General features: G+C 70.7%; 20 protein-coding genes and 1 riboswitch. Of the genes, 9 read left to right on the forward strand and 11 right to left on the reverse strand.

What is annotated here, in order from left to right; genetic code table 11:
• Positions 1-24 precede the first annotated feature (24 nt).
• Positions 25-1,032 (forward strand): esterase/lipase family protein, encoded by a 1,008-nt coding sequence (locus ACRAKF_RS16335; protein ID WP_447037906.1) that lies wholly within the window; start codon positions 25-27, stop codon positions 1,030-1,032.
• A gap of 301 nt (positions 1,033-1,333) precedes the next feature.
• A complete protein-coding gene (locus ACRAKF_RS16340; protein ID WP_447037908.1) occupies positions 1,334-2,908 on the forward strand; it encodes a M23 family metallopeptidase in 1,575 nt (524 codons plus the stop codon).
• Between the two features lie 88 nt (positions 2,909-2,996).
• Here ACRAKF_RS16340 and ACRAKF_RS16345 read toward each other — a convergent pair whose 3' ends face one another.
• On the reverse strand, positions 2,997-5,594 hold the full coding sequence (locus ACRAKF_RS16345; protein ID WP_447037909.1) for an ATP-dependent DNA helicase: 2,598 nt from the start codon (positions 5,592-5,594) through the stop codon (positions 2,997-2,999).
• Between the two features lie 246 nt (positions 5,595-5,840).
• A riboswitch (cyclic di-AMP (ydaO/yuaA leader) is annotated at positions 5,841-5,997 on the forward strand.
• Positions 5,998-6,004: 7 nt separating this feature from the next.
• Between ACRAKF_RS16345 and ACRAKF_RS16350 the strand changes: the two genes are divergently transcribed.
• On the forward strand, positions 6,005-7,249 hold the full coding sequence (locus ACRAKF_RS16350; RefSeq protein ID WP_447037910.1) for an NlpC/P60 family protein: 1,245 nt from the start codon (positions 6,005-6,007) through the stop codon (positions 7,247-7,249).
• Positions 7,250-7,350: 101 nt separating this feature from the next.
• Here the strand turns inward: ACRAKF_RS16350 and ACRAKF_RS16355 are convergent, their stop codons facing one another.
• On the reverse strand, positions 7,351-7,704 hold the full coding sequence (locus ACRAKF_RS16355; RefSeq protein WP_447037911.1) for a hypothetical protein: 354 nt from the start codon (positions 7,702-7,704) through the stop codon (positions 7,351-7,353).
• A gap of 348 nt (positions 7,705-8,052) precedes the next feature.
• Here ACRAKF_RS16355 and ACRAKF_RS16360 point away from each other — a divergent pair, with 348 nt between their 5' ends.
• Both ACRAKF_RS16360 and ACRAKF_RS16365 read left to right on the forward strand, forming a co-directional pair.
• Positions 8,053-9,126 carry an NlpC/P60 family protein gene (locus tag ACRAKF_RS16360; protein WP_447037912.1) on the forward strand — a complete coding sequence of 358 codons (1,074 nt, stop codon included), beginning with the start codon at positions 8,053-8,055 and terminating at the stop codon, positions 9,124-9,126.
• A gap of 151 nt (positions 9,127-9,277) precedes the next feature.
• Positions 9,278-9,934, forward strand: a complete 657-nt coding sequence (locus ACRAKF_RS16365) for a hypothetical protein (protein WP_447037913.1) — start codon at positions 9,278-9,280, stop codon at positions 9,932-9,934.
• Between the two features lie 34 nt (positions 9,935-9,968).
• On the opposite strand, the gene ACRAKF_RS16370 is transcribed toward ACRAKF_RS16365, so the two are convergent.
• Both ACRAKF_RS16370 and ACRAKF_RS16375 read right to left on the reverse strand, forming a co-directional pair.
• Positions 9,969-10,700, reverse strand: coding sequence for a LuxR C-terminal-related transcriptional regulator (locus ACRAKF_RS16370; RefSeq protein WP_447037914.1), 732 nt, complete (start codon positions 10,698-10,700; stop codon positions 9,969-9,971).
• Complete coding sequence (locus tag ACRAKF_RS16375) at positions 10,697-11,986, reverse strand: PspC domain-containing protein (RefSeq protein WP_447037915.1); 1,290 nt, start codon at positions 11,984-11,986, stop codon at positions 10,697-10,699. Before ACRAKF_RS16375 ends, ACRAKF_RS16370 begins: the two co-directional genes overlap by 4 nt.
• Before the next feature lie 183 nt (positions 11,987-12,169).
• Between ACRAKF_RS16375 and ACRAKF_RS16380 the strand changes: the two genes are divergently transcribed.
• Both ACRAKF_RS16380 and ACRAKF_RS16385 read left to right on the forward strand, forming a co-directional pair.
• A complete protein-coding gene (locus ACRAKF_RS16380) occupies positions 12,170-13,534 on the forward strand; it encodes a PspC domain-containing protein (RefSeq protein WP_447037916.1) in 1,365 nt (454 codons plus the stop codon).
• Positions 13,521-13,760 carry a hypothetical protein gene (locus tag ACRAKF_RS16385; protein WP_447037917.1) on the forward strand — a complete coding sequence of 80 codons (240 nt, stop codon included), beginning with the start codon at positions 13,521-13,523 and terminating at the stop codon, positions 13,758-13,760. The genes ACRAKF_RS16380 and ACRAKF_RS16385 overlap by 14 nt, the downstream gene beginning before the upstream one ends.
• A 13-nt stretch (positions 13,761-13,773) precedes the next feature.
• Here the strand turns inward: ACRAKF_RS16385 and ACRAKF_RS16390 are convergent, their stop codons facing one another.
• The 3 genes from ACRAKF_RS16390 to ACRAKF_RS16400 form a co-directional block, all read right to left on the reverse strand.
• A complete protein-coding gene (locus ACRAKF_RS16390; RefSeq protein WP_447037918.1) occupies positions 13,774-14,298 on the reverse strand; it encodes a DoxX family protein in 525 nt (174 codons plus the stop codon).
• A gap of 279 nt (positions 14,299-14,577) precedes the next feature.
• A complete protein-coding gene (locus tag ACRAKF_RS16395; protein WP_447042014.1) occupies positions 14,578-15,843 on the reverse strand; it encodes a hypothetical protein in 1,266 nt (421 codons plus the stop codon).
• 172 nt (positions 15,844-16,015) lie between these two features.
• Positions 16,016-16,801 (reverse strand): class II aldolase/adducin family protein, encoded by a 786-nt coding sequence (locus ACRAKF_RS16400; protein WP_447037920.1) that lies wholly within the window; start codon positions 16,799-16,801, stop codon positions 16,016-16,018.
• A 295-nt stretch (positions 16,802-17,096) separates the two neighbouring features.
• Here ACRAKF_RS16400 and ACRAKF_RS16405 point away from each other — a divergent pair, with 295 nt between their 5' ends.
• Entirely contained in the window at positions 17,097-17,579 is a 483-nt protein-coding gene (locus ACRAKF_RS16405; protein WP_447037921.1) for a pyridoxamine 5'-phosphate oxidase family protein, read from the forward strand.
• A 98-nt stretch (positions 17,580-17,677) separates the two neighbouring features.
• Here ACRAKF_RS16405 and guaA read toward each other — a convergent pair whose 3' ends face one another.
• Entirely contained in the window at positions 17,678-19,264 is a 1,587-nt protein-coding gene (gene guaA / locus ACRAKF_RS16410) for a glutamine-hydrolyzing GMP synthase (protein ID WP_447037922.1), read from the reverse strand.
• 536 nt (positions 19,265-19,800) lie between these two features.
• Here guaA and ACRAKF_RS16415 point away from each other — a divergent pair.
• Complete coding sequence (locus tag ACRAKF_RS16415; RefSeq protein ID WP_447042015.1) at positions 19,801-20,178, forward strand: chorismate mutase; 378 nt, start codon at positions 19,801-19,803, stop codon at positions 20,176-20,178.
• Positions 20,179-20,900: 722 nt separating this feature from the next.
• Here ACRAKF_RS16415 and ACRAKF_RS16420 read toward each other — a convergent pair.
• The 3 genes from ACRAKF_RS16420 to ACRAKF_RS16430 all read right to left on the reverse strand — a co-directional run bounded on the left by ACRAKF_RS16420 (position 20,901) and on the right by ACRAKF_RS16430 (position 23,147).
• On the reverse strand, positions 20,901-21,632 hold the full coding sequence (locus ACRAKF_RS16420) for a hypothetical protein (protein ID WP_447037923.1): 732 nt from the start codon (positions 21,630-21,632) through the stop codon (positions 20,901-20,903).
• A gap of 151 nt (positions 21,633-21,783) precedes the next feature.
• Positions 21,784-22,602, reverse strand: a complete 819-nt coding sequence (locus ACRAKF_RS16425) for a hypothetical protein (protein ID WP_447037924.1) — start codon at positions 22,600-22,602, stop codon at positions 21,784-21,786.
• Between the two features lie 170 nt (positions 22,603-22,772).
• Positions 22,773-23,147: a hypothetical protein gene (locus tag ACRAKF_RS16430; RefSeq protein ID WP_447037925.1), complete on the reverse strand. Its 375-nt coding sequence runs from the start codon at positions 23,145-23,147 to the stop codon at positions 22,773-22,775.
• Between the last annotated feature and the right edge of the window lie 132 nt (positions 23,148-23,279).

Consider the following 23,279-nt stretch of genomic DNA (forward strand, 5'->3'; position numbering starts at 1 on the left):
CGTGCGCCGGTCGGGAGGTCGACGATGCCGGTCACAGGGGTCCGCCCCTTTCGCCTTCTGGGTCTTCCGCTGCCCGCGCCGCCCTTTCTGACGGCGCTGCCGGGCCTGGCCGCGCTGCCGGGCCTGGCCGCGCTGCCGGGCCTGACCGCACTACCGGGCCTGACCGCACTACCGGGCCTGACCGCGCTGCCGGGTCTGACCGCACTGCCGGGTCTGCCCGCGCTCTCGGCCAGGGTGGCGGGCTTGTCCGCGGCCCTCCTCAAGTCCACCGCGCTCGAACTGGCGATCCTCGCGGGACACCTCCTCCTCTACCCCTCGGGCATGACCCAGGAACGCCGGGCGTCTCCCGTGCGGCCGCCGGTCGACGCACCCCGCCTCCCGGCGGACGAGAAGCCCCCGGTCCTTCTCCTGCACGGCTTCATCGACAACCGATCCGTCTTCGTCCTGCTCCGCCGCGCCCTCGCCCAGCACGGCGGACGCCGCGTGGAGTCCCTCAACTACTCCCCGCTGACCTGCGACATCCCCACCGCCGCCCAGCTGTTGGGCCGCCATGTCGAGGAACTCTGCGAGCGCACGGGCCGCCCCCGCATCGACATCGTCGGGCACAGCCTCGGCGGACTGATCGCGCGTTACTACGTCCAGCGCCTCGGGGGCGACGCGCGTATACGCACGCTGGTCACGCTCGGGACGCCGCACGGGGGCACCCGCGTCGCCCCCTTGGCGGACGCACACCCCATCGTCCGGCAGATGCGGCCCGGCTCCGCCGTGATCGAGGAGCTGAAGGAACCGGCGCCAGGCTGCCGCACCCAGTTCGTGAGCTTCTGGAGCGACCTCGACCAGATCATGGTCCCGCTGCAGACGGCGTGCGTGGATCACCCCGACCTGGTCGCGCGGAACGTCCGCGTGACCGGGATCGGCCATCTCGCGCTGCCCGTCCATCCGGCGGTCGCGAACGGCATACGCCAGGCTCTCGATCTGACCGAGCCGGGAGAAGACGCCGAGGAGGCGCCGACCGGGCTCACGGTCGCCTGAAACGGAGGCTCACAATCCGCCATCAGACGCCCCCGCGCCGTCAAGGTGCCTGAAGTAGGAACTGACCACCAACTAGCGGACATCGGGACGCAAAATGCTCGGCTCCGCGACAACGAGCTCGGCGCAAAACATCGAACGCCTCTCGAACGCAAAGCCAAAGCTGTGCCCGCAGTCCGCCGAAAGGCGGCCGAATGCCCGTTTCCTGAGGGCATGAAACCTGCCGAAGATTGTCGCGCCCGTATACCGCCGGGTACAGTCGCCGCACTGCTCCGCCCCTGCTGCCGAGGCGAAAGAGAAGTTGGTGAACGACCGTCACCCGTCGGGGAGCTCGACTCCCCAGCCCTCGGCACCCGGCGCCGACTACGCCCACTACGCGACGTACGACACGCACAGCGCCCAGCACGGTGGCCACGCCTACGACGCCTACTCCACCGGCGGTTTCGACACCGGCGCTCTCGACACGACCGGCACCTTCGCGGCGGATCCTCTCTTCGGCGACATGCCCGGCAGTGAATACGACACCGGCCAGTGGGCGACCACCACGGGCCCCCAGCAGACCCTCGGCTACGACGCCTACGCCGGGCAGCACCACACCGCCACGTACGACACCGACACGTACGACACCGGCGGTTTCGACACCACCTCCGCGTGGGCGACCGGCGGCCATCAGCACCTCGCCGACGTGCGGCATCCCGCGGGCATCCCGTCGCAGCCGGTCCACGACGGCACGGGCCAGTGGGACACCACCGGCTGGAATCAGACGCCGCAGGCCGGCCCGTGGGAGACGCAGGCCTTCGACACGGGCGCGTACGACGCCACGGCGTGGAACTCCGCCGGTGACCCACACGACGCGCACGACACGCACGCCCCTCAGGGCGCTCACGAGCCGTACGAACCCACGCACCCCGAGCACCGCGAGCACCCCGCAGACCCCGGGCACCCCGCCGACCTCGCGGAACTCTCGGACCCCGCGGACCCCGCCGACCTCGCGGACGAGCAGCCGTACGAGCTCACCGAGCAGTACGAGATCTCCGCCGACGCCCCGTACGAGACCTCGGAGCACGAGCAGGTCGCCGCGGTCCCGGTCCCCGCACCCCGCGCCTCCCGCGCGAAGAACGGCGGAGCCGGGCAGGGCCGTTCGCGGACACGGCGTCGTACGCCCGCGAAGCGTTCCGCCCTGTTCACCGTCGCGGTGCCCTCCGCCTGCGTGATGGGTGTCGCCGGTGTGGCCGCCGCCTCGGTGGGAGACTTCGGCGGGGACGACCAGAAGGAGACGACGGCCTCGGCCCCGGACGTCACGTCCGTGAAGCCCGCGACCGCCAACAACAAGCTGGACACGCAGCTCGCGAACCTCTCCGCCGACGCGGGCGACTTCGCTGACCGCGCCAGCCGCACGCAGGAGCGCATCGACCTCAAGGCCGAGAAGGTGGCCGCCCAGAAGAAGGCGGCGGCGGACGCGGCGCGCAAGGAGCGGCTCCGCCCCAAGTTCAGCCTGCCGGTGAAGCAGCACGGACTCAGCGCCTACTACGGCCAGGCGGGCGTCAACTGGATGTCGGCGCACTCCGGCATCGACTTCCCGGTGTCGTACGGCACGGAGATCCTGGCGGCGACCGACGGGACCGTCTCCACGAAGTGGAACAGCGCCTACGGCAACATGGCGATCGTGACCGCCAAGGACGGCACGGAGACGTGGTACTGCCACCTCTCCACGCACAAGATCTCCAGCGGGTCCGTGAAGGCGGGCGAGGTCATCGCCTTCTCCGGCAACTCCGGCAACTCCACCGGCCCGCACCTGCACTTCGAGGTACGTCCCGGCGGCGGCTCCGCGATTGACCCGCTGCCGTGGCTGCGCAGCCACGACCTCGACCCCACGTAAACTCCGGCCTCGCCCCGCCGCCCCGAGGTCAGAGCCGCGCCGAGATCAGAACCTCCAGGGCGGCCAGGACGTCAGGGATTTCCGGGCGTCACAGCTTCTCGACCGGCGCGTACCGCAGCAGGAGCCGCTTCGGCTTGGGCTCGCCGAAGTCCACCGTCGCCTCCGCGTTCGCCCCCGTGCCCTTGACTCCGACCACAGTCCCGAGGCCGAACTGGTCGTGCGTGACCCGGTCCCCGACGGCCAGCGCGACCACCGGCTTCTCCGAGGCGCGGCGCGTCGCGAAGCCCTGCGCGCCGCCCGTGCGCGAGCGCGACGAGGACAGCGACGAGGCGATGCCGGCAGCCGGGCCTGACGATGCCGGGGCGCCGACGGAACCCTTCCGCTTCCAGTCCAGATGCGCTTCCGGAATCTCTTCGAGGAAGCGCGAAGGCGGGTTGTAGGAGGGCTGGCCCCAGGCGCTGCGCAACGAAGAGCGCGTGAGGTACAGCCGCTCCCGCGCGCGTGTGATGCCCACGTAGGCCAGTCGGCGCTCCTCCTCCAGCTCCTTGACCTGGCCGAGGGAGCGCATGTGCGGGAAGACGCCGTCCTCCATGCCGGTCAGGAACACCACGGGGAACTCCAGGCCCTTGGCGGTGTGGAGCGTCATCAAGGTGATGACTCCGGAGCCGTCGTCCTCCTCATCCGGAATCTGGTCCGAGTCGGCGACGAGCGCGACACGCTCCAGGAAGTCGGAGAGCGATCCGGCCGGCGCGGCCCCCGCCTCGTCCTCTCCCGCAGCGCTTTCTCCGGCATCGCCCTGTCCGGCCTGGCCTTCCGCCGCCGCGCCTTCCGCCGCCGCGCCTTCTCCCGCCACGGCTTCCGCCGCCTCGGCATCGGCGGCCCGTACCTCTTCCCGCTGGGCGTTCTCCTGCTCGAACTCCAACGCCACGGCGGCGAGCTCCTGGAGGTTCTCGATGCGGGTCTCGTCCTGCGGGTCCGTCGAGGCCTGCAACTCGGCGAGATAGCCCGTGCGTTCGAGCACGGCCTCCAGGATGACGGCCGGGCCCGCGCCCGACTCGACCACGGTCCGCAGCTCCTCCATGAGCGTGTTGAACCGCTTGACGGCGTTCGTGGAGCGGGCCGCCATTCCGTACGCCTCGTCGACGCGGCGCAGCGCCTGCGGGAACGAGATCTTCTCGCGCTGCGAGAGCGCGTCGATCATCGCCTCGGCGCGGTCGCCGATGCCCCTCTTGGGTACGTTGAGGATGCGCCGCAGCGGGACTGCGTCCTCGGGATTGGCGAGAACGCGCAGGTAGGCCAGCACATCGCGGACCTCCTTGCGCTCGTAGAAGCGGACGCCGCCGACGACCTTGTAGGGCAGGCCGACGCGGATGAAGATCTCTTCGAAGACACGGGACTGCGCGTTCGTCCGGTAGAAGATCGCGACGTCGCCGGCCTTCGCGTCACCCGCGTCCGTGAGGCGGTCGATCTCGTCGGCGACGAACTGCGCCTCGTCGTGCTCGGTGTCCGCCACGTAACCGGTGATGCGCGCGCCCGCGCCCTGGTTGGTCCAGAGGTTCTTCGGGCGGCGGCTCTCGTTCCGCTCGATGACCGCGTTGGCGGCGGTCAGGATCGTTTGCGTGGAGCGGTAGTTCTGCTCCAGGAGGATCGTCGTCGCGTCGGTGTAGTCCTCCTCGAACTGGAGGATGTTGCGGATGGTCGCGCCGCGGAAGGCGTAGATCGACTGGTCCGCGTCACCCACCACGCACAGCTCGGCCGGGTCGTCCCCCTCGCCACCGGAGGGGCCGACCAGCTCACGCACGAGGGCGTACTGCGCGTGGTTCGTGTCCTGGTACTCGTCGACCATGACGTGGCGGAAGCGGCGGCGGTAGTGCTCGGCGACGTCCGGGAAGGCGCGCAGGAGGTTGACCGTCGTCATGATCAGGTCGTCGAAGTCCAGCGCGTTCGCCTCGCGCAGACGTGACTGGTACATGGCATAGGCCTGGGCGAGGGTCTTCTCGAAGCCGTCGGCGGCCTTGCTCGCGAAGTCGTCCTCGTCGATCAGCTCGTTCTTGAGGTTGGAGATCTTGGCGCTGAACGACTTCGGCGGGAACTTCTTGGGGTCGAGGTCGAGGTCGCGGCAGACCAGGGCCATCAAGCGCTTGGAGTCCGCCGCGTCGTAGATCGAGAAGGAGGACGTGAAGCCCAGCTTCTTGTACTCGCGACGCAGGATGCGGACGCAGGCGCTGTGGAACGTCGACACCCACATCGCGTTGGCCCGGGGCCCCACGAGCTGCTCGACGCGCTCCTTCATCTCGCCCGCGGCCTTGTTCGTGAAGGTGATCGCGAGGATCTGGCCGGGGTGCACACCGCGCGCGGCGAGGAGGTACGCGATGCGGTGGGTCAGCACACGGGTCTTGCCGGAACCGGCGCCGGCGACGATGAGCAGCGGGGAACCCGCGTGCACGACGGCCGCGCGCTGGTTCTCGTTCAGCCCCTCGAGCAGCGCCGCCGGGTCGATCACCGGGCGCGGGGCACCGTCCCGGTAGTGCGTGTCCCGGGTCATGGGCACGTCGAACTTCCCGTCGAACAAGTCGTCCGGAACGGGCTCCGGAGCGCTGTCCTCGGGCGGGGGCGGGGGTTCTTCGTCCGTGGCCCGGGAGGGCTGCAGGTCCGCCAGGAAGCTGTCGTCAAAGAGGCTGCTCATCGCCTCCCGAGTCTAGGCGGACCCACTGACAACCCGCGCCGGGTTCCGCCGACCCGCCCTCTCCGCTCGCAGCGCGTCCACGACCGATCACCGTCTGCCATCGCACCGCGAGGCCACGCTCGGGGCCTCGTAAAGTCACGAAAATGTATCGGGCATATCGAACATCAACCTTCACAGGCGTCACACAAGTTGGCTAGCGTGCTGCCCGGGCCACTCGTATTCCCACCGGCGAACCCCGCCGGGAACGCGCGGCCCCCGCCGAGTCCGACATGTTCGGAGCCGGGGACCCACCGAGAACTTGGGGTGAATCGGTCCCGTACGCAGTACGGAACCGTAGGGCAACCTTCCGGACCACCCGCCCGAACCCGACAGCTAACCCGGTAGGCGGCCTACGGAAGGAGTCGCCTCCCTTGGCGTCGCACCGCAAGCCGCGGACCCGGTCAGCCGGAATTCGCACCGCCCCCGCCGTCGGCATCACCACGGCCGCCCTCACCTCCGTGGCGCTCCTCTCCCAGAGTGCCCAGGCGGCGCCGTCGGCGCCCGCGAGGCCCAGCCTGGAAGAGATCCAGAAGAAGGTCGACGACCTCTACCACCAGGCGGGCGTGGCCACCCAGAAGTACAACTCGGCCAAGGAGAAGACCGAGAAGCAGCGCAAGAAGGTCGACCGCGTCCTGGACGATGTGGCCAAGCGCACGGACGAGCTGAACGAAGCGCGTCAGGAGCTCGGCTCCTTCGCCGCCGCGCAGTACCGCACCGGAGGCGTCTCGGAGACGGCCACCATGCTGCTGGCCGACGACCCGCAGGGCTATTTCGACCAGAACCACCTGGCGGACCGGCTGACCACGCGGCAGAAGAAGGCCGTCGACGACTACGAGACGCAGCGAGCCGCGGCGACGAAGCAGCGCACGAAGGCGGCGAAGGGCCTGGAGACGCTGACCGACTCGCGGGACGACCTGCGGACCAGCAAGCGGACCGTCCAGAAGAAGCTGGGCGAGGCACGCGAGCTGCTCTCGGAGCTGACCTCCGAGGAGAAGGCGCGGCTCGCGGCGATCGAGCGCAAGAAGGAGCAGGCGGCCAAGCGCAAGGCCGAGGAGCTGGCCCGCGAGCAGGCCGCCGAGGCGGAGCGCAAGCGCGAGGCCGAGGCCGAGGAGGCGGCGCGGAAGGAGAAGGAGCGAGAGCAGGAGCGGGAGCAGGAGGACGACCAGGGCTCGGGCACGGGTTCCGGCACCGGCTCGGATGCGGGTTCCGGCACCGGTTCGAGCTCGGGCTCCGGCTCCGGCTCCGGGAACACGGACGGCAGCTACGCCACCAAGGCCGCGAAGGTCATCGACTTCGCCGAGGCCCAGATAGGCAAGCCCTACGTATGGGGCGCCACGGGCCCCGACTCCTACGACTGCTCCGGGCTCACCCAGGACGCCTGGAAGGCCGCCGGGATCTCACTGCCGCGCACCACGTGGGACCAGGTCAAGGTCGGCACGACGGTGAAGACGGCGGACGCGAAACCGGGTGACCTGGTCTTCTTCTACGACGACATCAGCCACGTAGGGATCTACATCGGCGGCGGCAAGATGATCCACGCCCCGAAGCCGGGCGCGAACGTCCGCGTCGAGTCGATCTACTACATGCCGATCCACAGCGTGGTGCGCCCGGCGTGACCTACCCGGAGTGACTACGGAAATCGCCGCCTACGCGCGCGTGGCCCGCATCCCCGAGAGGATGCGGGCCACGCGCGCGTAGGCGGGGTCAATGCGACCCATCAGGTCCACAGCACGGCGATGAAGATGTTCGCCGTGGTCAGCAGGCCCACCGCGCCGAACACACCCTTGTCGATCTTTTCCTCGTCACGCTTCACGTAGACCAACGCGAGGATCACGATCAGCACGGCCATCTTGATGCCGATCTTGAGGTTGTTGACCGCGTTGTCGTCCGCCTGGTTGAGCCCCACCAGGACCACACCGGTGACGAGCATGGTCAGCGCACCATGCAGCATCGCGGGGATGAAGCGGGCCGTGCCCTGGCCCATCTGCTTCATCTGGGTCAGGAAGCCGCCCAGGAGGCAGGCGATGCCGATGATGTGCAGGGCGACGAAGAGATGGATGAGTACGTCCATGAGCCGGAGCCTAGCCCCCGCCAGTCACACCACTCACAGGCGGCCCCATAGCACCTCCACGGGCACCCGGCAGCTGTATCCGCCGCATCGGTCAGGGCCGTACGCGAAGGCCGCCCCGCCCGGAGTCCGGCGCGGACAGACCTGGTCGCCGTATCGCCCACTTCCGACAGTTGCGGACAATCCGCTGCCAAGCCGTAACGGCCGCGCTTAGCGTCCTTCCCCAGGTGACCGGCTCCCCAATGCCGTCCGGCACACGGGCGGCAGTCGGACACCCCCGCCGAGAAAGGTCCGGCGGCGGTCCGCGCCCCCCTGTGCGGGCCGCCGCCGGGCACGTGAGGAGCACTCTTCGTGGCAGCGCACCGCAAGCCCCGGCACCGCTCGTTCAGCGGCAGCACGGCCCGCACCGCCGCCACCCTCGCCCTCGCGGGAGCCGCGACCGCGACCGCCTTCGACGGCACGGGGCACGCGGAACCGCGGCTCAGCCCCGCGGAGGTGAAGTCGAAGGTCGACGCGCTCCACCACGAGGCGGAGATCGCCACCGAGAAGTACAACGGCGCCAAGGAGAAGGCCGCGAAGGCGGAGAAGTCTCTCGGCGAACTGCGCGACGAGGCGGCCCGCAGGACGCAGAAGCTCAACGCCGCCCGCCAAAGCCTCGGCTCCTACGCGACCGCCCAGTACCGCACCGGCGGCATCGATCCCTCCCTGCAGCTCGCGCTCGCCTCGGCCCCCGAGCAGTTCCTGGAGCGCGCCTCGCTCGCCGACCGGGCCGGCAGCCACCAGGCCGCCACGGTCAGCGACGTGCGGAAGCAGCTACGGGACATCGACCAGCTGCACGGCGAGGCCGACGGCCGCCTGGCCACCCTCCGCGCCCGCCAGGCGGAGCTGCGCAAACACAAGGCCACGGTCACCGGGAAGCTCGGCGAGGCCAAACGGCTCCTCTCCCGGCTCACCGCCGAGCAGCGCGCGCAGCTTTCGGGCGGACATCGTGCCGACGTCACGGGCGACACCAACGCCCCCCGGGGCTCCCGCACCGAGGCCCGGGACGCGACGGGCGCCGCGTCCAACACCCCCAACGCCCGAGCGGCATCCGCCGTCTCCTACGCGTACAAGGCGATCGGCAGCCCCTACGTGTGGGGTGCCACGGGCCCCAGCGCCTTCGACTGCTCAGGACTCACCCAGGCCGCGTACCGCGCGGCGGGCGTCTCGCTGCCCCGCACCACGTACGCGCAGATCGCCGCGGGCAAGCGCGTCCCCCGCTCCGAGCTCCGCCCCGGTGACCTGGTGTTCTTCTACTCCGGCATCAGCCACGTCGGCATCTACGTGGGCAACGGCCAGATGATCCACGCCCCCAACCCGAACGCCCCGGTGCGGCTCGCGCCGATCGACCAGATGCCGTTCGCGGGGGCGACACGGGTGGCTTGACCGGCTGGGCTGGGCGCTGCCGGCGGGCTGACCCCGTGACTTGCTCCGGCGGCCTGAGCGGGTGGCTTTGAACCGGCCGCGGCGAGCGGAGTGCGCTGCGAGGCGGCAGTGTGCGGCCGACGCTCCGAAGCACCGACGTATTGTCGAGTGCATGCCTAGCCGTACGCTGCCGCCGCCCCCGCCTCCCGTGTATCTGCGCACCTGGCCGGACCGGCAGACGCTGCTCACGGACCGGGGCCTGGCCCTGGCCGAGCTGCACAGGCGGCACCTCGGAGTGCACCGGCTGCTGTTCCTCTGGCTGTGCGGGCTCGGCGGCGCCATCGGCTGGGCACTGCTGTCCCAGCCGCTCCAGCTCATCGAGGACAAGGACCCCTCGGTCTTCCTCCTCGGCCCGGTCCTCGCGATCCTCGGCCTCGCGGCGCTGGCCCCGGCGGTGATCGGCGTCGTCCTCGGCATCCGCCGCGACCGGCGGCTGCGCGAACTGACCGAGAGCTGGCTCGCCCTGGACAGCCATCCGCCGACCGACGCCCGGCTGCGCTCCCCAGGCCTCAGCCTCCTCTGGCTCCTGTCGTCCCTGGCCGTCTGCGCGCTGGGCCTGTGGGCGTCCTTCGCGGCAGCCGCCTACGCCGAGCCCGGCCGCGAGACGTACGCCGATGTCGCCTTCGGCATGGGCACAGGCCTCGCCATCTGGCTCACGGGCCTCCTGGGCACCGCGAAGGCCGCGAGCCACTACCGCTGGGCCGTACGGAAGTTGACCCCGGCCCCGACCCCGGCCCCAGTGGCAGCCGCCGCCGAAGCCCACCGCTAGCCGGGCGCCCGGCCCTCCCCCGGCTCCGCGCCCCTCAGACCAGCCGCCGCGCCGTCGCCCACCGCGTCAGCTCATGGCGGTTGGAGAGCTGGAGCTTCCGCAGGACCGCCGACACATGCGACTCGACGGTCTTCACGGAGATGAAGAGCTGCTTGGCGATCTCCTTGTACGCGTACCCACGTGCGATGAGCCGCAGGACCTCCCGCTCGCGCTGAGTGAGACGGTCCAGGTCCTCGTCGACCGGCGGCGCGTCGGTGGAGGCGAAGGCGTCCAGGACGAAGCCGGCCAGACGCGGCGAGAACACCGCGTCGCCGTCCTGCACCCGGAAGATCGAATCCACCAGATCGGTACCGGTGATGGTCTTGGTGACATACCCACGGGCGCCGCCGCGGATGACACCGATGACGTCCTCGGCGGCGTCGGAGACCGAGAGCGCGAGGAAGCGCACAGGATTCTCCGCGTTCCCCATCAACGGCGCACAGCGGCGCAGCACTTCGACGCCTCCGCCGCCGGGGAGATGCACGTCGAGAAGGACGACCTCGGGCCGCGTGGCCGTGATGGTCGTGACCGCCTGGTCGACATCGGCCGCCTCACCGACGACCTCGACCCCGGTGCTGTCGGTCCGGCCGATCTCCGCCTGCACCCCGGTGCGGAACATCCTGTGGTCGTCGACGAGGACGACCCGCACGCGACGTCCGCCCGCACCGCCGCCCTCGTCCGAACCGGTCGGCTCCACCGGCTCGTTCACCTCGGTCGCGTCGCTCATGTCGTCGCCGTCCTCTCCATTTCAAGCTCGACTTCCGTGCCGCCGCCGGGCACCGCGCGCAGCCGCGCCGTACCGCCGTTGCGCTGCATGCGGCCGATGATCGATTCTCGTACGCCCATGCGGTCGTCGGGCACGGATTCCAGATCGAAGCCGGGACCGCGGTCCCGGACGGACACGAACACCGTCTTCCCCTCGACTTCGGCGAAGACCTGCACCGCGCCGCCCTCGCCACCGTACTTGGCGGCGTTCACCATCGCTTCCCTCGCGGCCTGCATCTGCGCGGTCAGCCGCTCATCGAGCGGGCAGTCACCGACCACGACGACCTCGATGGGAACGCCGTGCTTGTCCTCGACCTCCGCCGCGCTGCGGCGGACCGCCTCAGCGAGGGTGTCGGGCTCCTCGTCCTCGTCCTTTCCGGTGCCCTCGGGGTTGTAGAGCCAGGCCCGCAGGTCGCGCTCCTGGGCACGGGCGAGGCGGCGCACCTCGCTCGCGCTCTCCGCGTTGCGTTGGATCAAGGTCAGCGTGTGCAGCACGGAGTCGTGCACATGCGCGGCGACCTCGGCCCTCTCCTGGGCGCGGATGCGCATCAGCCGCTCCTCCGAGAGGTCCTGCGTCATGCGGACGAGATAGGGGCCCGCGAGGAGGGCGATGCCGACGAGCACGGCCAGCGCGGCCTGCAGCACGGCGCCCAGGTGCGCGGCCGAGCCCTGGAGCACGAAGATGCCGGAGACACCGGCACCGACCAGGAGGACTCCGGCCGCCGACCGCGCGAGCGTCAGCATGTGCCGACGGCGGCCGACCGCCATCCAACGGGCCCTGCGGGCGTTGTCGGCCTGCCGCCAGACGAGGGCGACACCGGCGGCGACGAGCAGGGTGGGGACGACGTACGCCTTGGTCGAGCCGTCCAGATTCACGTTGCCGACGAAGACCATGGCGACGATGACCATCGCGAGGAGCGCGACGATCTGCCCCTTGTCCGGCTTGCGCGCCACGAGTCTTCGCCGGCCGTCGGGCGAGGTCTCGGTCGTGACGGCCGCGGGCGGACGCTCGGCGTCGACACCACCGATGCCGAGCGGCACGAAGAACCAGAACGCCGCGTACAGCAGAGCGCCGAGCCCGTCCGCCGTGGTCAGACCGACGAAGACCAGCCGCACCCAGATCACCGGCAGCCCGAGATGCCCGGCGAGGCCGCGTGCGACACCGCCGAGCCAGCGCCCGTCGCCGCTGCGGTAAAGCTTGCGCAGCGGTCGGACGGCGTCGATGGGCGGTGCGGCGGTTTCCGGCATGTCATCGATATTCACACGCGGGCGCGAGTGGGGGCATCAGGGTCGATCCCCGAGACTTCCCTGATCTCGGCCCCCGACCCGCGCCTGTCAGGAACCGTGCCGAAACGCCTCAGGGGCAATATCAGGGTTCGGCCAGGGTTGTCCCGACTGCCGCGGCGGGCCCACGGCCGTCACCATGGACACATGACAGATCAGCAGCCCGCCGAGACGGAGACCGAGGCCGCCATCCACGACGCCCTGCGCGACGCGTATGGCGCACTGGGCGACCCCGCGGGCGGTCATGTGCCGGGGCCGGCCGCGGAGGAGCGGAAGTTCCGCCGCGACCGCCGGCACAAAAAGTTCGGCGGTGTGTGCGCGGGGCTCGGCCGGCACTGTGACATGGACCCGGTGATCTTCCGCATCGGTCTCGCGGTCCTCGCGATCACGAGCGGGCTCGGTCTGGTCTTCTACGGCTTCGCGTGGCTCTTCGTCCCGTACGAGGACGAGGAGGAGAACGAGGCCCGCAGGCTCCTCTCCGGCCGGGTCGACGGCCAGGCGCTGACCGCCGTGCTGTTCGCGCTCGTGGGCTGCGGAGTCTTCCTCACCCTGTTGAACAACGGCGGGGCGCTGACGTTCGCCGCCGTCCTCGCCCTGCTTCTCGCGGGCGCGGGGTACTGGTCGCAGCAGCGCGGGGCCCTCGCTCCCGACCCGGTGGCGGCGCAGGCCGCGGCGGACGCCCCACCCGAGGCCAAGGCACCCCCGGTCACGTACGGCCCCTCATGGTGGCGCGACCCCATAGTGAAGGACGGCACGCACGACGGGGTCTCGGCCTACTTCTGGGGCCCGCAAGGCCTGGAGATCCACTATGAGCCGACGGGACACCACCAGGGCGTGCCCAGAGCAGGGACCGCACCCACTCGGCCGCCCAAGCCCCGCGGGCCGCGCTGGATCGGCGGCTGGGTGTTCCTGCTCGCGCTGCTGGCCGGCGGCCTCGGCACCGGGCTGACCTGGGAAAACCATCCGCTCGGCACGACCTTGCAGACCGGTCTGGCCTGTGCGCTCGCGGTGTTCGGCCTGGGCATCGCCGCCAGCGCCTTCCTGGGGCGCACGGGGGCGGGCTCGATCGTGCTCGCGGTCCTCACCGCCGGGCTCCTCGCGGCCACGGCGGCTCTGCCGAAGAACATCACCACGCACTATGCCCGCACGGACTGGATACCGAGCACGGCGGCGGACGTCCGCCCTCAGTACGAGGTGGGCCTCGGGGCGGGCAAGCTCGACCTGCGCAAGATCGACCTCGGTAAGGGCCAGACGCTGAAGACCAGCGCCGATGTCGGCATGGGCGACCTGAGGGTGATCGTGCCGAAGGACGTCACTGTGCGGCTCGACGCCAAAGTGGGCGTCGGCGAGATCATGTTGCCGGGTGACAAGGGCACGGACCTGGACGTCGCTCCGGGCAGGGAGAAGAAGGTGACGCTGGAGCCGCCCTCGGGCGGCAAGGACGGCGGCACGCTCGATTTGCGGCTCGAAGTAGGCATCGGACAAGCGAAGGTGACCCGTGCTACGTCATGAATCACACCCGGGCAAGCTGGTGGCGGGCCTCTCCCTGCTGGCGGTCGCTGTCGTGTACGTGGGTGATGCCGGAGGTGCCTGGGAGGCGCCGTGGTTCGTCGCACTGCCCATGGTGATGGCGGGGCTGCTCCTCGCGGGCGCGGCGGCGGCGCTCCATGGCATACGCCCGCGCGGCGCGGCCCGCCCGAGCGACCGCCCCCGATCCGGCCGGGAGCCGCGCGGCTGAGCGGGCGTCGCCGCTAACGAGGGCCAAGGCCGTCCCTGCGGCGACCGGCGAGCATGGCGTCGACGGAGAGGACGGAGGCCCCGGCGAGCACCAGCGGCAGCCATGCCATCAGGTACGCCAGGTCGTTGCCGTAGTAGTAGGGCTCGGTGGACCAGCTGACGGTCAGCCACAGGCTGAGTGAGATCAGCGCACCACCCAGGGCGGCGATGCGGGTGAAGAGGCCGATCAAGGTGCCGATGCCGACGGCCAGTTCACCGACGGCGATGGCGTAGCCGAAGCCGACGGGGCTCTTCAGGGAGAGGTCGACCAAGGCGGGAATCGCGGAGATGTCGCGGAGGTCGGTCATCATCTGCCCGATCGATCCCACGCCGCTCGCCCGCAGGAAGGCGCCGTCGGTGAGCTTGTCCAGACCGGCGTAGATGAAGGTGACGCCGAGGAAGATCCGCAGGGGGACCAGGGCGTAGCGGGAGGCGGTCGTCCGCCAGTCTTCGCGCCTGGCGTAGTGGGTGTGGCTGTCCGTCCGCATGCCGTGAGCCATGGCTCTCGCCGCCTCTCCCGTCGACCCGTCACCTGACCATACGGAGAAGAAGGAGCCGTTGCTCACCCGTGTGCGACGGATCGCACGACATCTTGCGCGGAGTCTTGCACGACATCTATCGAAAACTTGAGGGGAGGGACCTGTGATGCTTCAGCCGAGGGGAGTCGGCCGATGGCTGAGTCGAGCGGGCCGGGCGGGCCGAACAGGCCGAACAGGCCGATCGAATCGCGCGGATCGCGCGGGCCGGGTGGGCCGGGTGGGTCGAGTGGGCCGGGTGGTTCAGTCCGTGACGTCGATCGTGACGCGGTTCGTCTCGATACCCGCGGCCGTGATGACCTGGACGTCGACGCGGCCGGGCTCGACGTCGACGGGGACGGGCACGGTCAGCGTGGCGTCCGTCGGGTTGGTGAAGCCGCCCGACACGGGCACGAGGGGCACATGGACGTGGACCGCGCCGATGCGGACGACCATGCGGGCCAGCCGGTCCGCGTCCCCCGCGCCGGGAGGCACGAAGCCGGCGCCGCGGATCTCGATGTCGTCGCCCGTGCGGATCGGGGCGTCGAGGTCACCGGCCTCACGGGACCGCACCACGGAGAGGATCACAGGACGGCCGCCCTCGGAGTACTTCCCCGCCAGATACGTCGCGGCCGACACGAGGACGAGTAGCCCGAGCCCCCAGGGCAGATCGGGCAGCTGGTCGGGCCGACGCGCGAGGCGTACGGCGGCGAAGACCACGGCGACGGCGCTGACCAGGACGTACTGCGTATCGGTGAAGCTGCCGCGGCCCGCGTCGTCGGTGAGCGGATCGGCGGCCCGCGGCCGGTCGGCGCGCACCTTCTGCAGCCGCTGGCCGAGGACCCGCAGGCCGACGACCCTGCGTACGAGGACGGCGACCCCGCACACCACGGCGAGGACGGCCACCATCGCGGCGGCCCTTTCCAGCCCGAGCCCGGCGATCACCTCGTCCCGCTCACCGTGCCCCGAAGCCACGGCCAGCCGGCCCGCGAGGACAAGCACCGCGAAGACGACGAGGAGCACCCAGCAGGCGGCTACCGCACGCGAGGTGGAGAGCCGGTTGTCCTCGCCGATCACCGGTGCGAGGACGCCGCCGCGCTGCCGGTGGACGTATGCCGCGCCGGTGAGCAGCCCGCCCACCAGCAGGGCGGCGATGAGTCCGGCCGTGCGCGCGGCGGTCCAGCCTGTGCCGATCGCGGTGAGCGTCTGGACCAGGAGGAGGACAGCGAAGGCTCCCCAGACGACGCCAAGGGTGCGCGTCCACAGGCGCCGCAGCCAGGCCTCGCCCTCGGCCCTGCCGCGTTCGGTGACGTCCCGCGCGGACTGTGTCAGCTCGTCCGACACCCACTGCCGGGAAGCGCCCGCCGAGTGGGCGACGGCCGCGGGCAGGCCTTCGCCGGCCGCCAGTTCGTCACGCTTGGCGAGGAACGCGGCCACGGCCAGCCGGTGTCCCTCGCGTGCTCCGTGCGGGCAGCCGCCGCACGTGCAGCCGCCTCCGTGCGCGCCCTGTCTCGCTTCCTGCACCGCCACCGCGTACACCGCCTTCCCCACCCTCGCGGCCCTTCTGGCCGCTTATGAACTTCTGCGCGAAACAAGGGAATTGTGCCGCACTGAGGGGTGTCCGCACCCCACGGATCAGGTCAGCGGGGGTGAAGGGGCGAGCGTGGCATTGACGGCGGGGGCAGGTCGGCCGGCCGCGGGGTCAGGCCAGCAGGTCGGGCTCACTGCGGCTGATGTCCTGCCACAGGGACTGGTAGTTGATCCACGCGACCAGATCGCTGCCGAGCTGCTCTCGGGTCTGCACCGCCCGTTTGTGGCCGATGAGCACCGGGCGGCCCGCGGCCCGCGCACTGAGCTGCACCTGGCAGGAGCGCTCCAAAGAGATGAACCACCAGGCCGCGGCGTCGACGGAGTCCCCCACGGTGAGCAAGCCGTGGTTGCGCAGGATCACCGCCTTGTGGCCGCCGAGCGCGGTCGCGATGCTGCGCCCTTCCTCGGCGTCCACGACGACTCCCGTGTAGCCGTCGTACAGCGCGTGGCTCTCGTAGAAGGCGCAGGCTTCCTGCGTGATGGGGGCAAGGAGTTCGCCGAGCGTGGAGAGCGCGCGGCCGTGCAGGGAGTGGCAGTGCGCGACGGCGACGATGTCGGGCCGCGCGAGGTGGGCCTGGGCATGCACGGTGAAGGCGGCCTGGTTGACGTGGTGGCGCCCCTCGACGACCTGCCCGTCGGCGTTGGCGAGGACGAGGTCGCCGACGGTGATGTGCTTGAAGGGCATACCGAACGGGTTCACCCAAAAGCAGTCCCTGTGCTCCGGGTCCCGGGCGGTGATGTGCCCGGAGACCCCGTCCTCGTACCCGAGCCGCCCGAAGATCCGCAGCGCCCCGGCGAGCCGCTCCTTGCGGTGCCGCCGTTCGTCCTCGACGGAGTCGTGCACGGGCGGCATCGCGAACTGCAACCGCTCGACGGGTATGGGTGTGGGCGCCTGCATGTGTCCTCCGTCTCTGGCTGTACGAGGCGGAAGGTACCGATGGTAAGTGCAGGTGAACAGAGCGGCGATGAGCAAGGATTCCCGGCGTCCAAAGACGACGCAGGGTGTCGGGTATCGGCGGGAGACTCGGCGTATGTCGTTCAACCGGAAAGACTCGACGCGAAAGACGCCGACACAGCCGACACAGCCGCCGCAGCCGACACAGCCGCAGCCGCAGCCGCAAGCCGCCGCAGCGCACACACCGGACACGGCGCACACACCAGACACACCAGACGCAGCGCACACAGCTCACACAGTGGAGCCGGCCGACTGGGGGGCCTTCGTCGCGGCGGAGCCGGAGTTCGCGGCGACGGTCGAGAGTCGCTTCGGCGCGTTCGTCCATCACACCCTCGCCACACTCCGCAAGGACGGTTCGCCGCGCACGACGGGGCTCGAAGTGCGTTTTCTGCACGGCGAGTTGTGGCTCGGCATGATGCCGGGCTCCCTCAAGGCGCTGGACCTGCGCCGCGATCCGCGGTTCGCGCTCCAGGCGAACCTGGGTTCCGACCCGGAGATGGCCGACGGGGACGTCCGGGTCGCGGGCCGTGCGGTCGAGGTGCGGGACCCCCAGGTCATCGCGCGCTATGCCGACACGGTGCACCCGCCGGACCCGGACGAGTTCCATCTCTTCCGTGCCGAGCTGACGGAGGTGGTCCGTACGCACATCGAGGACGGGAAGTACCTCGCGGTGCAGGTGTGGAAGCCGGGTTCTCCGCTGCGGACGACGCGACGCACCTGAGAGGCCCTGCCGGTCCCGCCGACCGGCCGGGTGACGCGAAAGAACGGTGCCGCCCACCTCGCGGGAGGCGGACGGCACCGTTCACGGCAGGAGGGAGGTCACTCCCACTCGATGGTCCCCGGCGGCTTCGAGGTCACGTCGAGCACGACGCGGTTCACGTCGGCGACCTCGTTGGTGATGCGCGTCGAGATCTTCGCGAGGACCTCGTAGGGCATGCGGGTCCAGTCGGCCGTCATGGCGTCCTCGGACGAGACGGGGCGCAGCACGATCGGGTGGCCGTAGGTGCGGCCGTCGCCCTGGACGCCGACGCTGCGGACGTCGGCGAGCAGGACGACCGGGCACTGCCAGATCTCCCGGTCGAGACCGGCTGCCGTCAGTTCCTCGCGGGCGATGGCGTCGGCCTCGCGGAGGAGGTCCAGGCGCTCCTTGGTGACGTCACCCACGATGCGGATGCCGAGGCCGGGGCCGGGGAACGGCTGGCGCTGGACGATTTCGTCCGGCAGGCCGAGCTCGGCGCCGACCATCCGGACCTCGTCCTTGAACAGCTTGCGAAGCGGCTCGATGAGCTGGAACTCAAGGTCCTCGGGAAGGCCGCCCACGTTGTGGTGGGACTTGATGTTCGCGGTGCCGGAGCCGCCGCCGGACTCGACCACGTCGGGGTAGAGCGTGCCCTGGACGAGGAACTCCACGGGCTGGTCGCCCGGTGCCTCGGCGATGATCTCCGCCTGGGCCTGTTCGAAGACACGGATGAACTCACGCCCGATGATCTTCCGCTTCTCCTCGGGGTCGGAGACCCCGGCGAGGGCGTTCAGGAACCGCTCGGCGGCGTCGACGACCTTGAGCTTGACGCCGGTCGCGGCGACGAAGTCCTTCTCGACCTGCTCGGTCTCGCCCTTGCGCATCAGCCCGTGGTCGACGTACACGCAGGTGAGCTGCGAGCCGATGGCCTTCTGTACGAGCGCGGCGGCGACGGCGGAGTCCACGCCGCCGGAGAGGCCGCAGATGGCGCGCTTGGTGCCGACCTGCTCGCGGATGGCGGCGACCTGCTCGTCGATGACGTTGCCGGTCGTCCAGTCGGGCTTGAGGCCGGCGCCGCGGTAGAGGAAGTGCTCGAGGACCTGCTGGCCGTGCGTGGAGTGCATCACCTCGGGGTGGTACTGCACGCCGTACAGCTTCTTCTCGTCGTCCTCGAAGGCCGCGACGGGTACGACGTCCGTGGACGCGGTGACCGTGAAGCCCTCGGGCGCGGCGCTGCACGCGTCGCCGTGCGACATCCACACGGACTGGTCGGTCGGGGTGCCCTCGAAGAGGGTGGAGTCGCCCTTGGAGACGGCGAGCGGCGTACGGCCGTACTCACGCGCGCCGGTGTTGTCGACCGTGCCGCCGAGGGTGGTCGCCATGAGCTGGAAGCCGTAGCACATGCCGAAGACGGGGACGCCGGCCTCGAAGAGGGAGCGGTCGACGGTGGGCGCGTGCTCCGCGTACACCGAGGAGGGGCCGCCGGAGAGGATTATCGCCGCGGGCTTCTTGGCGAGCATCTCGGCGACAGGCATCGTGCTCGGCACGACCTCGCTGTAGACCCGCGCCTCACGGACTCGACGGGCGATGAGCTGGGCATACTGCGCTCCGAAGTCGACGACCAGAACGGTGTCGGGAGCGGCGGCAGCGGGGGGCGCTGATGGCACGGCGGCGGCCTTCCGGCGTTGAGCGGTGAGCGAGAGGCTCAGTGCGTGAGCAGAGGGGCTGTTTTGTCGATTCTACCGGGCTCTACGGGAGCACCCTCGTCGCATCCGACGGCCCTCGCGCCAGAAGGTGCCACCGGACGGCGACAAGAGGCCACCGGTGGCGACAAGAGACGTCGATCAGGGCAGCGGGGCTTGCGGAGGGGGGCGGCGGGCGGCGCGGGTGTCTCAGTATCCGGGCCGCCCGCGCGGGGCCGTTTGACCCCGCGCGGGACGGTGGGGGCATACTGACTCCGTGACCAAGCGCTACGACTTCCTCTTTACCTATGGCAACCGGCCTGCCGGCTGCCATGGTCGAGCTGCTTGATCACCTGACAAGCGACTTACCGGGCGCCCCGGGCCGACAAGGCCCGGGGCGCTTCGTCGTATCCGGACCTTGCCGCTCCGGGGCTCTCCGGCCGAACCGAACCCCCGAGGAGCCTCCGATGACCACGACCACCGCCGTCGCCGCCACCACCGCCGTCGCCACCACCGCCGCCATCGCCACCACCGCCGCCGCGCCTGTCACCGCCACGACCGCCTCCGCCACGACCGCCTCCGCCTCCGCCGGCACGACCAGTCCAGTCACCTCCGGTGAGGCCGCTGCCGACAGGACCGGCGCGCGTACGCCCGAGGCCGTCGGCACGATCGAGAACGCTCGGGAGCGGATCGACGCGCTCGACGACCGCATCATCGGTCTGGTCCAGGAACGGATGGCCGTCTCGGCCGTCATCCAGGAGGCCCGCATCACCTCGGGAGGGCGCCGCGTGAACCTCTCGCGCGAGATGGAGATCCTCGGTCACTACAGCGACGCGCTCGGCAAGCCCGGCACCGCGCTCGCGATGACGCTCCTGGAGCTGAGCCGGGGCCGCGTCTGATCGCCCCACCGGCCCCCGCCGGCAGAGCGGCGTCAACCTGAATTCGGATCGGCTCTCACCCGTACGGCGCGTGACCGGTTCCGGGCGGGCTTCGTTGGTCCCGGTGTCCGTGTCAGCCAGGGGCGGGCCCGCAAGAACCACGCGTGGCTCCGCTGGAGCGATGAGGCGCACGGATCGTGTCCGTACGCCGTGGGACCTCGCTTCAGTGACGTGACCGGACGGCAGGGGACAGCAGCCCGGTCACCCATGAGAACGGTCGGCTCCGGGGACGCCCGGGGTCGGCCGGCCTCCGCCCCGTTTCCCGGGAGAAACGGTCGAACAGAAGCGGTCGGAACGGTTGCGCCCCCCGTCGGCCATCGAGCACGATGCGTACGAGGAGAGCCTGACGGCCTCCGTCCACATCTTCATTGCCAATGGTCGAGACCACGCGTGCGCCCCTAGTGCGCCGGGGCGGCCACCGTCGGCCACCTCGCGCAGTGCACCGCGCGTCAAACACTCCGCGCACGGACCAGCGGCGCAATTCCCCCGGCGCCGCCCCGCGGCACCGACGCTGCCCTGACGTCGGTGCTGACAGCGGAGGGCCCCGCGGATCCGTCCCGCGGGGCCCTCCGCTCTGCCACCCACAGCGCAACCCAGTGCGTCGCAGCGCAACACGACGCAGTGCAACGCACCGCAGCGCAACACGACGCAGTGCAACGCACCGCAGCCGTGGCTTCCGGCGGCTACAGCTTTTCGAGCTTCGCGACCTGCGCCTCGACGGCCTTCTCGGGTACGCCGAACTTCTCCGGCTTGAGCAGGTTGATCGAGTAGAAGGCGGCGAGCGTCGAGCCGCTGCGCACGACGGTGAAGCTCATCGGCGTCTTCTGGTCCTCGATGAGGCCCACGACCTTGTACGAGACGGCCTCGTCGCCCAGCTTCGGGGCGGTCAGGGCGCCGACGTCGCTGTACTTGGAGCCGGCGTGCTCGTAGGCCTTGCACTTCTTCGTGGCGGTACGGAGTCCGTCCATGACCTTCTCGGCGTCGGCCTGTTCGTGCGCGAGCAGGGCGAGCGAGATGACCGTGGCGTCCAGCTCGTCCGGGCCGGTCATGGTGCGGCCGACGCGGGCCTCGGCCGCCGGGGCGCCGGCGAACATGAACATGTCGGCGAACGGCTGGCAGTCGGCCGGGTCGGCGGGCACGGTCTGCTCGGGCATGTCCGCCGCGGAGAGCTTCTCGACCTTGTATCCCTTGAGGTCGCCGTTGGCGAGCACGGCCTTCTCCAGGTCGGCGGAGGAGAGCGACTCCTTCTCCGCCGGCTCCGGCTTGGGGTCCTCCTTCTGCTGGGACGACTTGGCCGGTTCCGACGGCTTCTTGCCGTCACCGGAGTCGCCGGAGTCGCCGCCGCACGCCGCGGTCAGCCCCAGCGTGACCGTGACCGTAGTGGCCACGATGGCCCGGGACACAGTTGACTTCACGTTCTTCTCGCCTTCAGTTCGCATCCTGCGGGTTGCAGGCCCCCCGCCCGAAGCGAATAAAAGCGGCTGACACGCCGACTTTGCCAGTGATTTGCGTAACGATCGGAAACCGTCGAAAAGGTTGTACTACACCCATGTGAGTTAGGACTTGTCAGACCTTGGCGAGCTGCGCGTCGACGATCACGGCCGCCACCTTCGGGTTCTCGTCGGCAGTGGGTGTGCCGCCGCCTTCCATGCCGTCCCGCTCGGCCTGCCGGTCGTCCTGGACACCCTGGGGGTTGTAGAGGTTCGATGCCGCAAAGGTCGCGATCGTGCCTCCGCTGCGTACGACCGTGACGGTCTCCCGGGTCACGAACTCGCCCACGCGGTGCGCGTACGCGTACGAGACCGACGCGTCGCCCTTGTCCGGCGCGGGCAGCGGGTGCACGCCGAAGTAGCGGTGGCCGCCGACGCGGAAGGTGGCGCACCGCTTCGCCTTCGTCGCCTCGCGCAGGTCCGCCATGACGCGCTCGGCATCGGCTGCCGCGTAGGCGGAGAGCCGGACGTCGGTCGTGGTGTGGTCCTTGTCGTCCACGCTGGTCACGACTCTGTCGACCTGGGCCTTCGGCTTCTGTGGAACTGCGGCGAGCGGGGCGGCGAGCGGGGCGCACTTCGCGGGGGACGCCTGCGGGTCGGGGGCGGCGGTGGGCTTCGCGGCGCCGCCGGAAGCCTTCGGCTCCTCGACCTCGTACCCCTTGATGTCGCCCGCCGCGAGAGCCGCCCTCTCCAGCCGTGCGCCGGGGCCCTGCGAGGGAGCCGCGCTCGCGCTCGGCCTGCCGCCACCACGACCGCCCCCGCCGCCGTCCGGGCCGCCCTCACCTCGCCCGTCCCCGGCCCCACTCCCGCCCCCGCTCCCACCGCAGGCGGCGGTCGAACCGAGAACGGCGACGACCGAGACGGCCACCACGGCACGCGACACAACTGACTTCACGGACTTCTCCCCCGGCATCCTGCGCCTGACGAACGCGCACCACTCCTACGACGGAGGAAGATCACCACCGGTTCCATCGGATCCACCGGATCCACCGGTTCCATCAAACCCGTACGCCGTACCTCGTACCCCGTACCCCGTACCCCGTACGCCGTGCTGCGCCCCGCCGCTCACCAGCCCCAGATCCAGAACCGCAGCGGGCTGAGCAGCACGATCGCCAGGGCCATGCCGCCGAAGACGATCACCACGCTCCACACCTGGCGGCTCCGCCGCGAGCGCTCGGAGCGGCCTCCCCGGGCCGGGCCCGTCGGCGCCGCGCGCCAGTCGTCGGGACGCCAGCGCGTGGGCTCGGCGTCCCGCTTCGCGCGCCGGCGGCGGAACCGCCCGGCCCGCGCGGCCTCCTGCCGGGCCGCCTCCTCGTCGAGCCGCCGAAGCCGTTCGGCCACCATGCGGGCGCGCGCGGACGGCTCCTTCGGTGCCGACGAACGGATGTCACGCTCGCTGTCGTTCTCGAACCTCTCCCACACCTCGTCGGGTATGGCCACGCCGTCCCCTCCCCTTCTCCGTGAGACCCGTCGGTTGCCCCCATCACCCCTCAGGGCGGTGGCAGTTCTACGGCACCCCTTCGCGGCCGCACAAGCAATGTGATCCATGCCACATAAGGATTATGTGAATTC

The sequence above is a fragment of the Streptomyces sp. DSM 118878 genome (assembly GCF_052936595.1).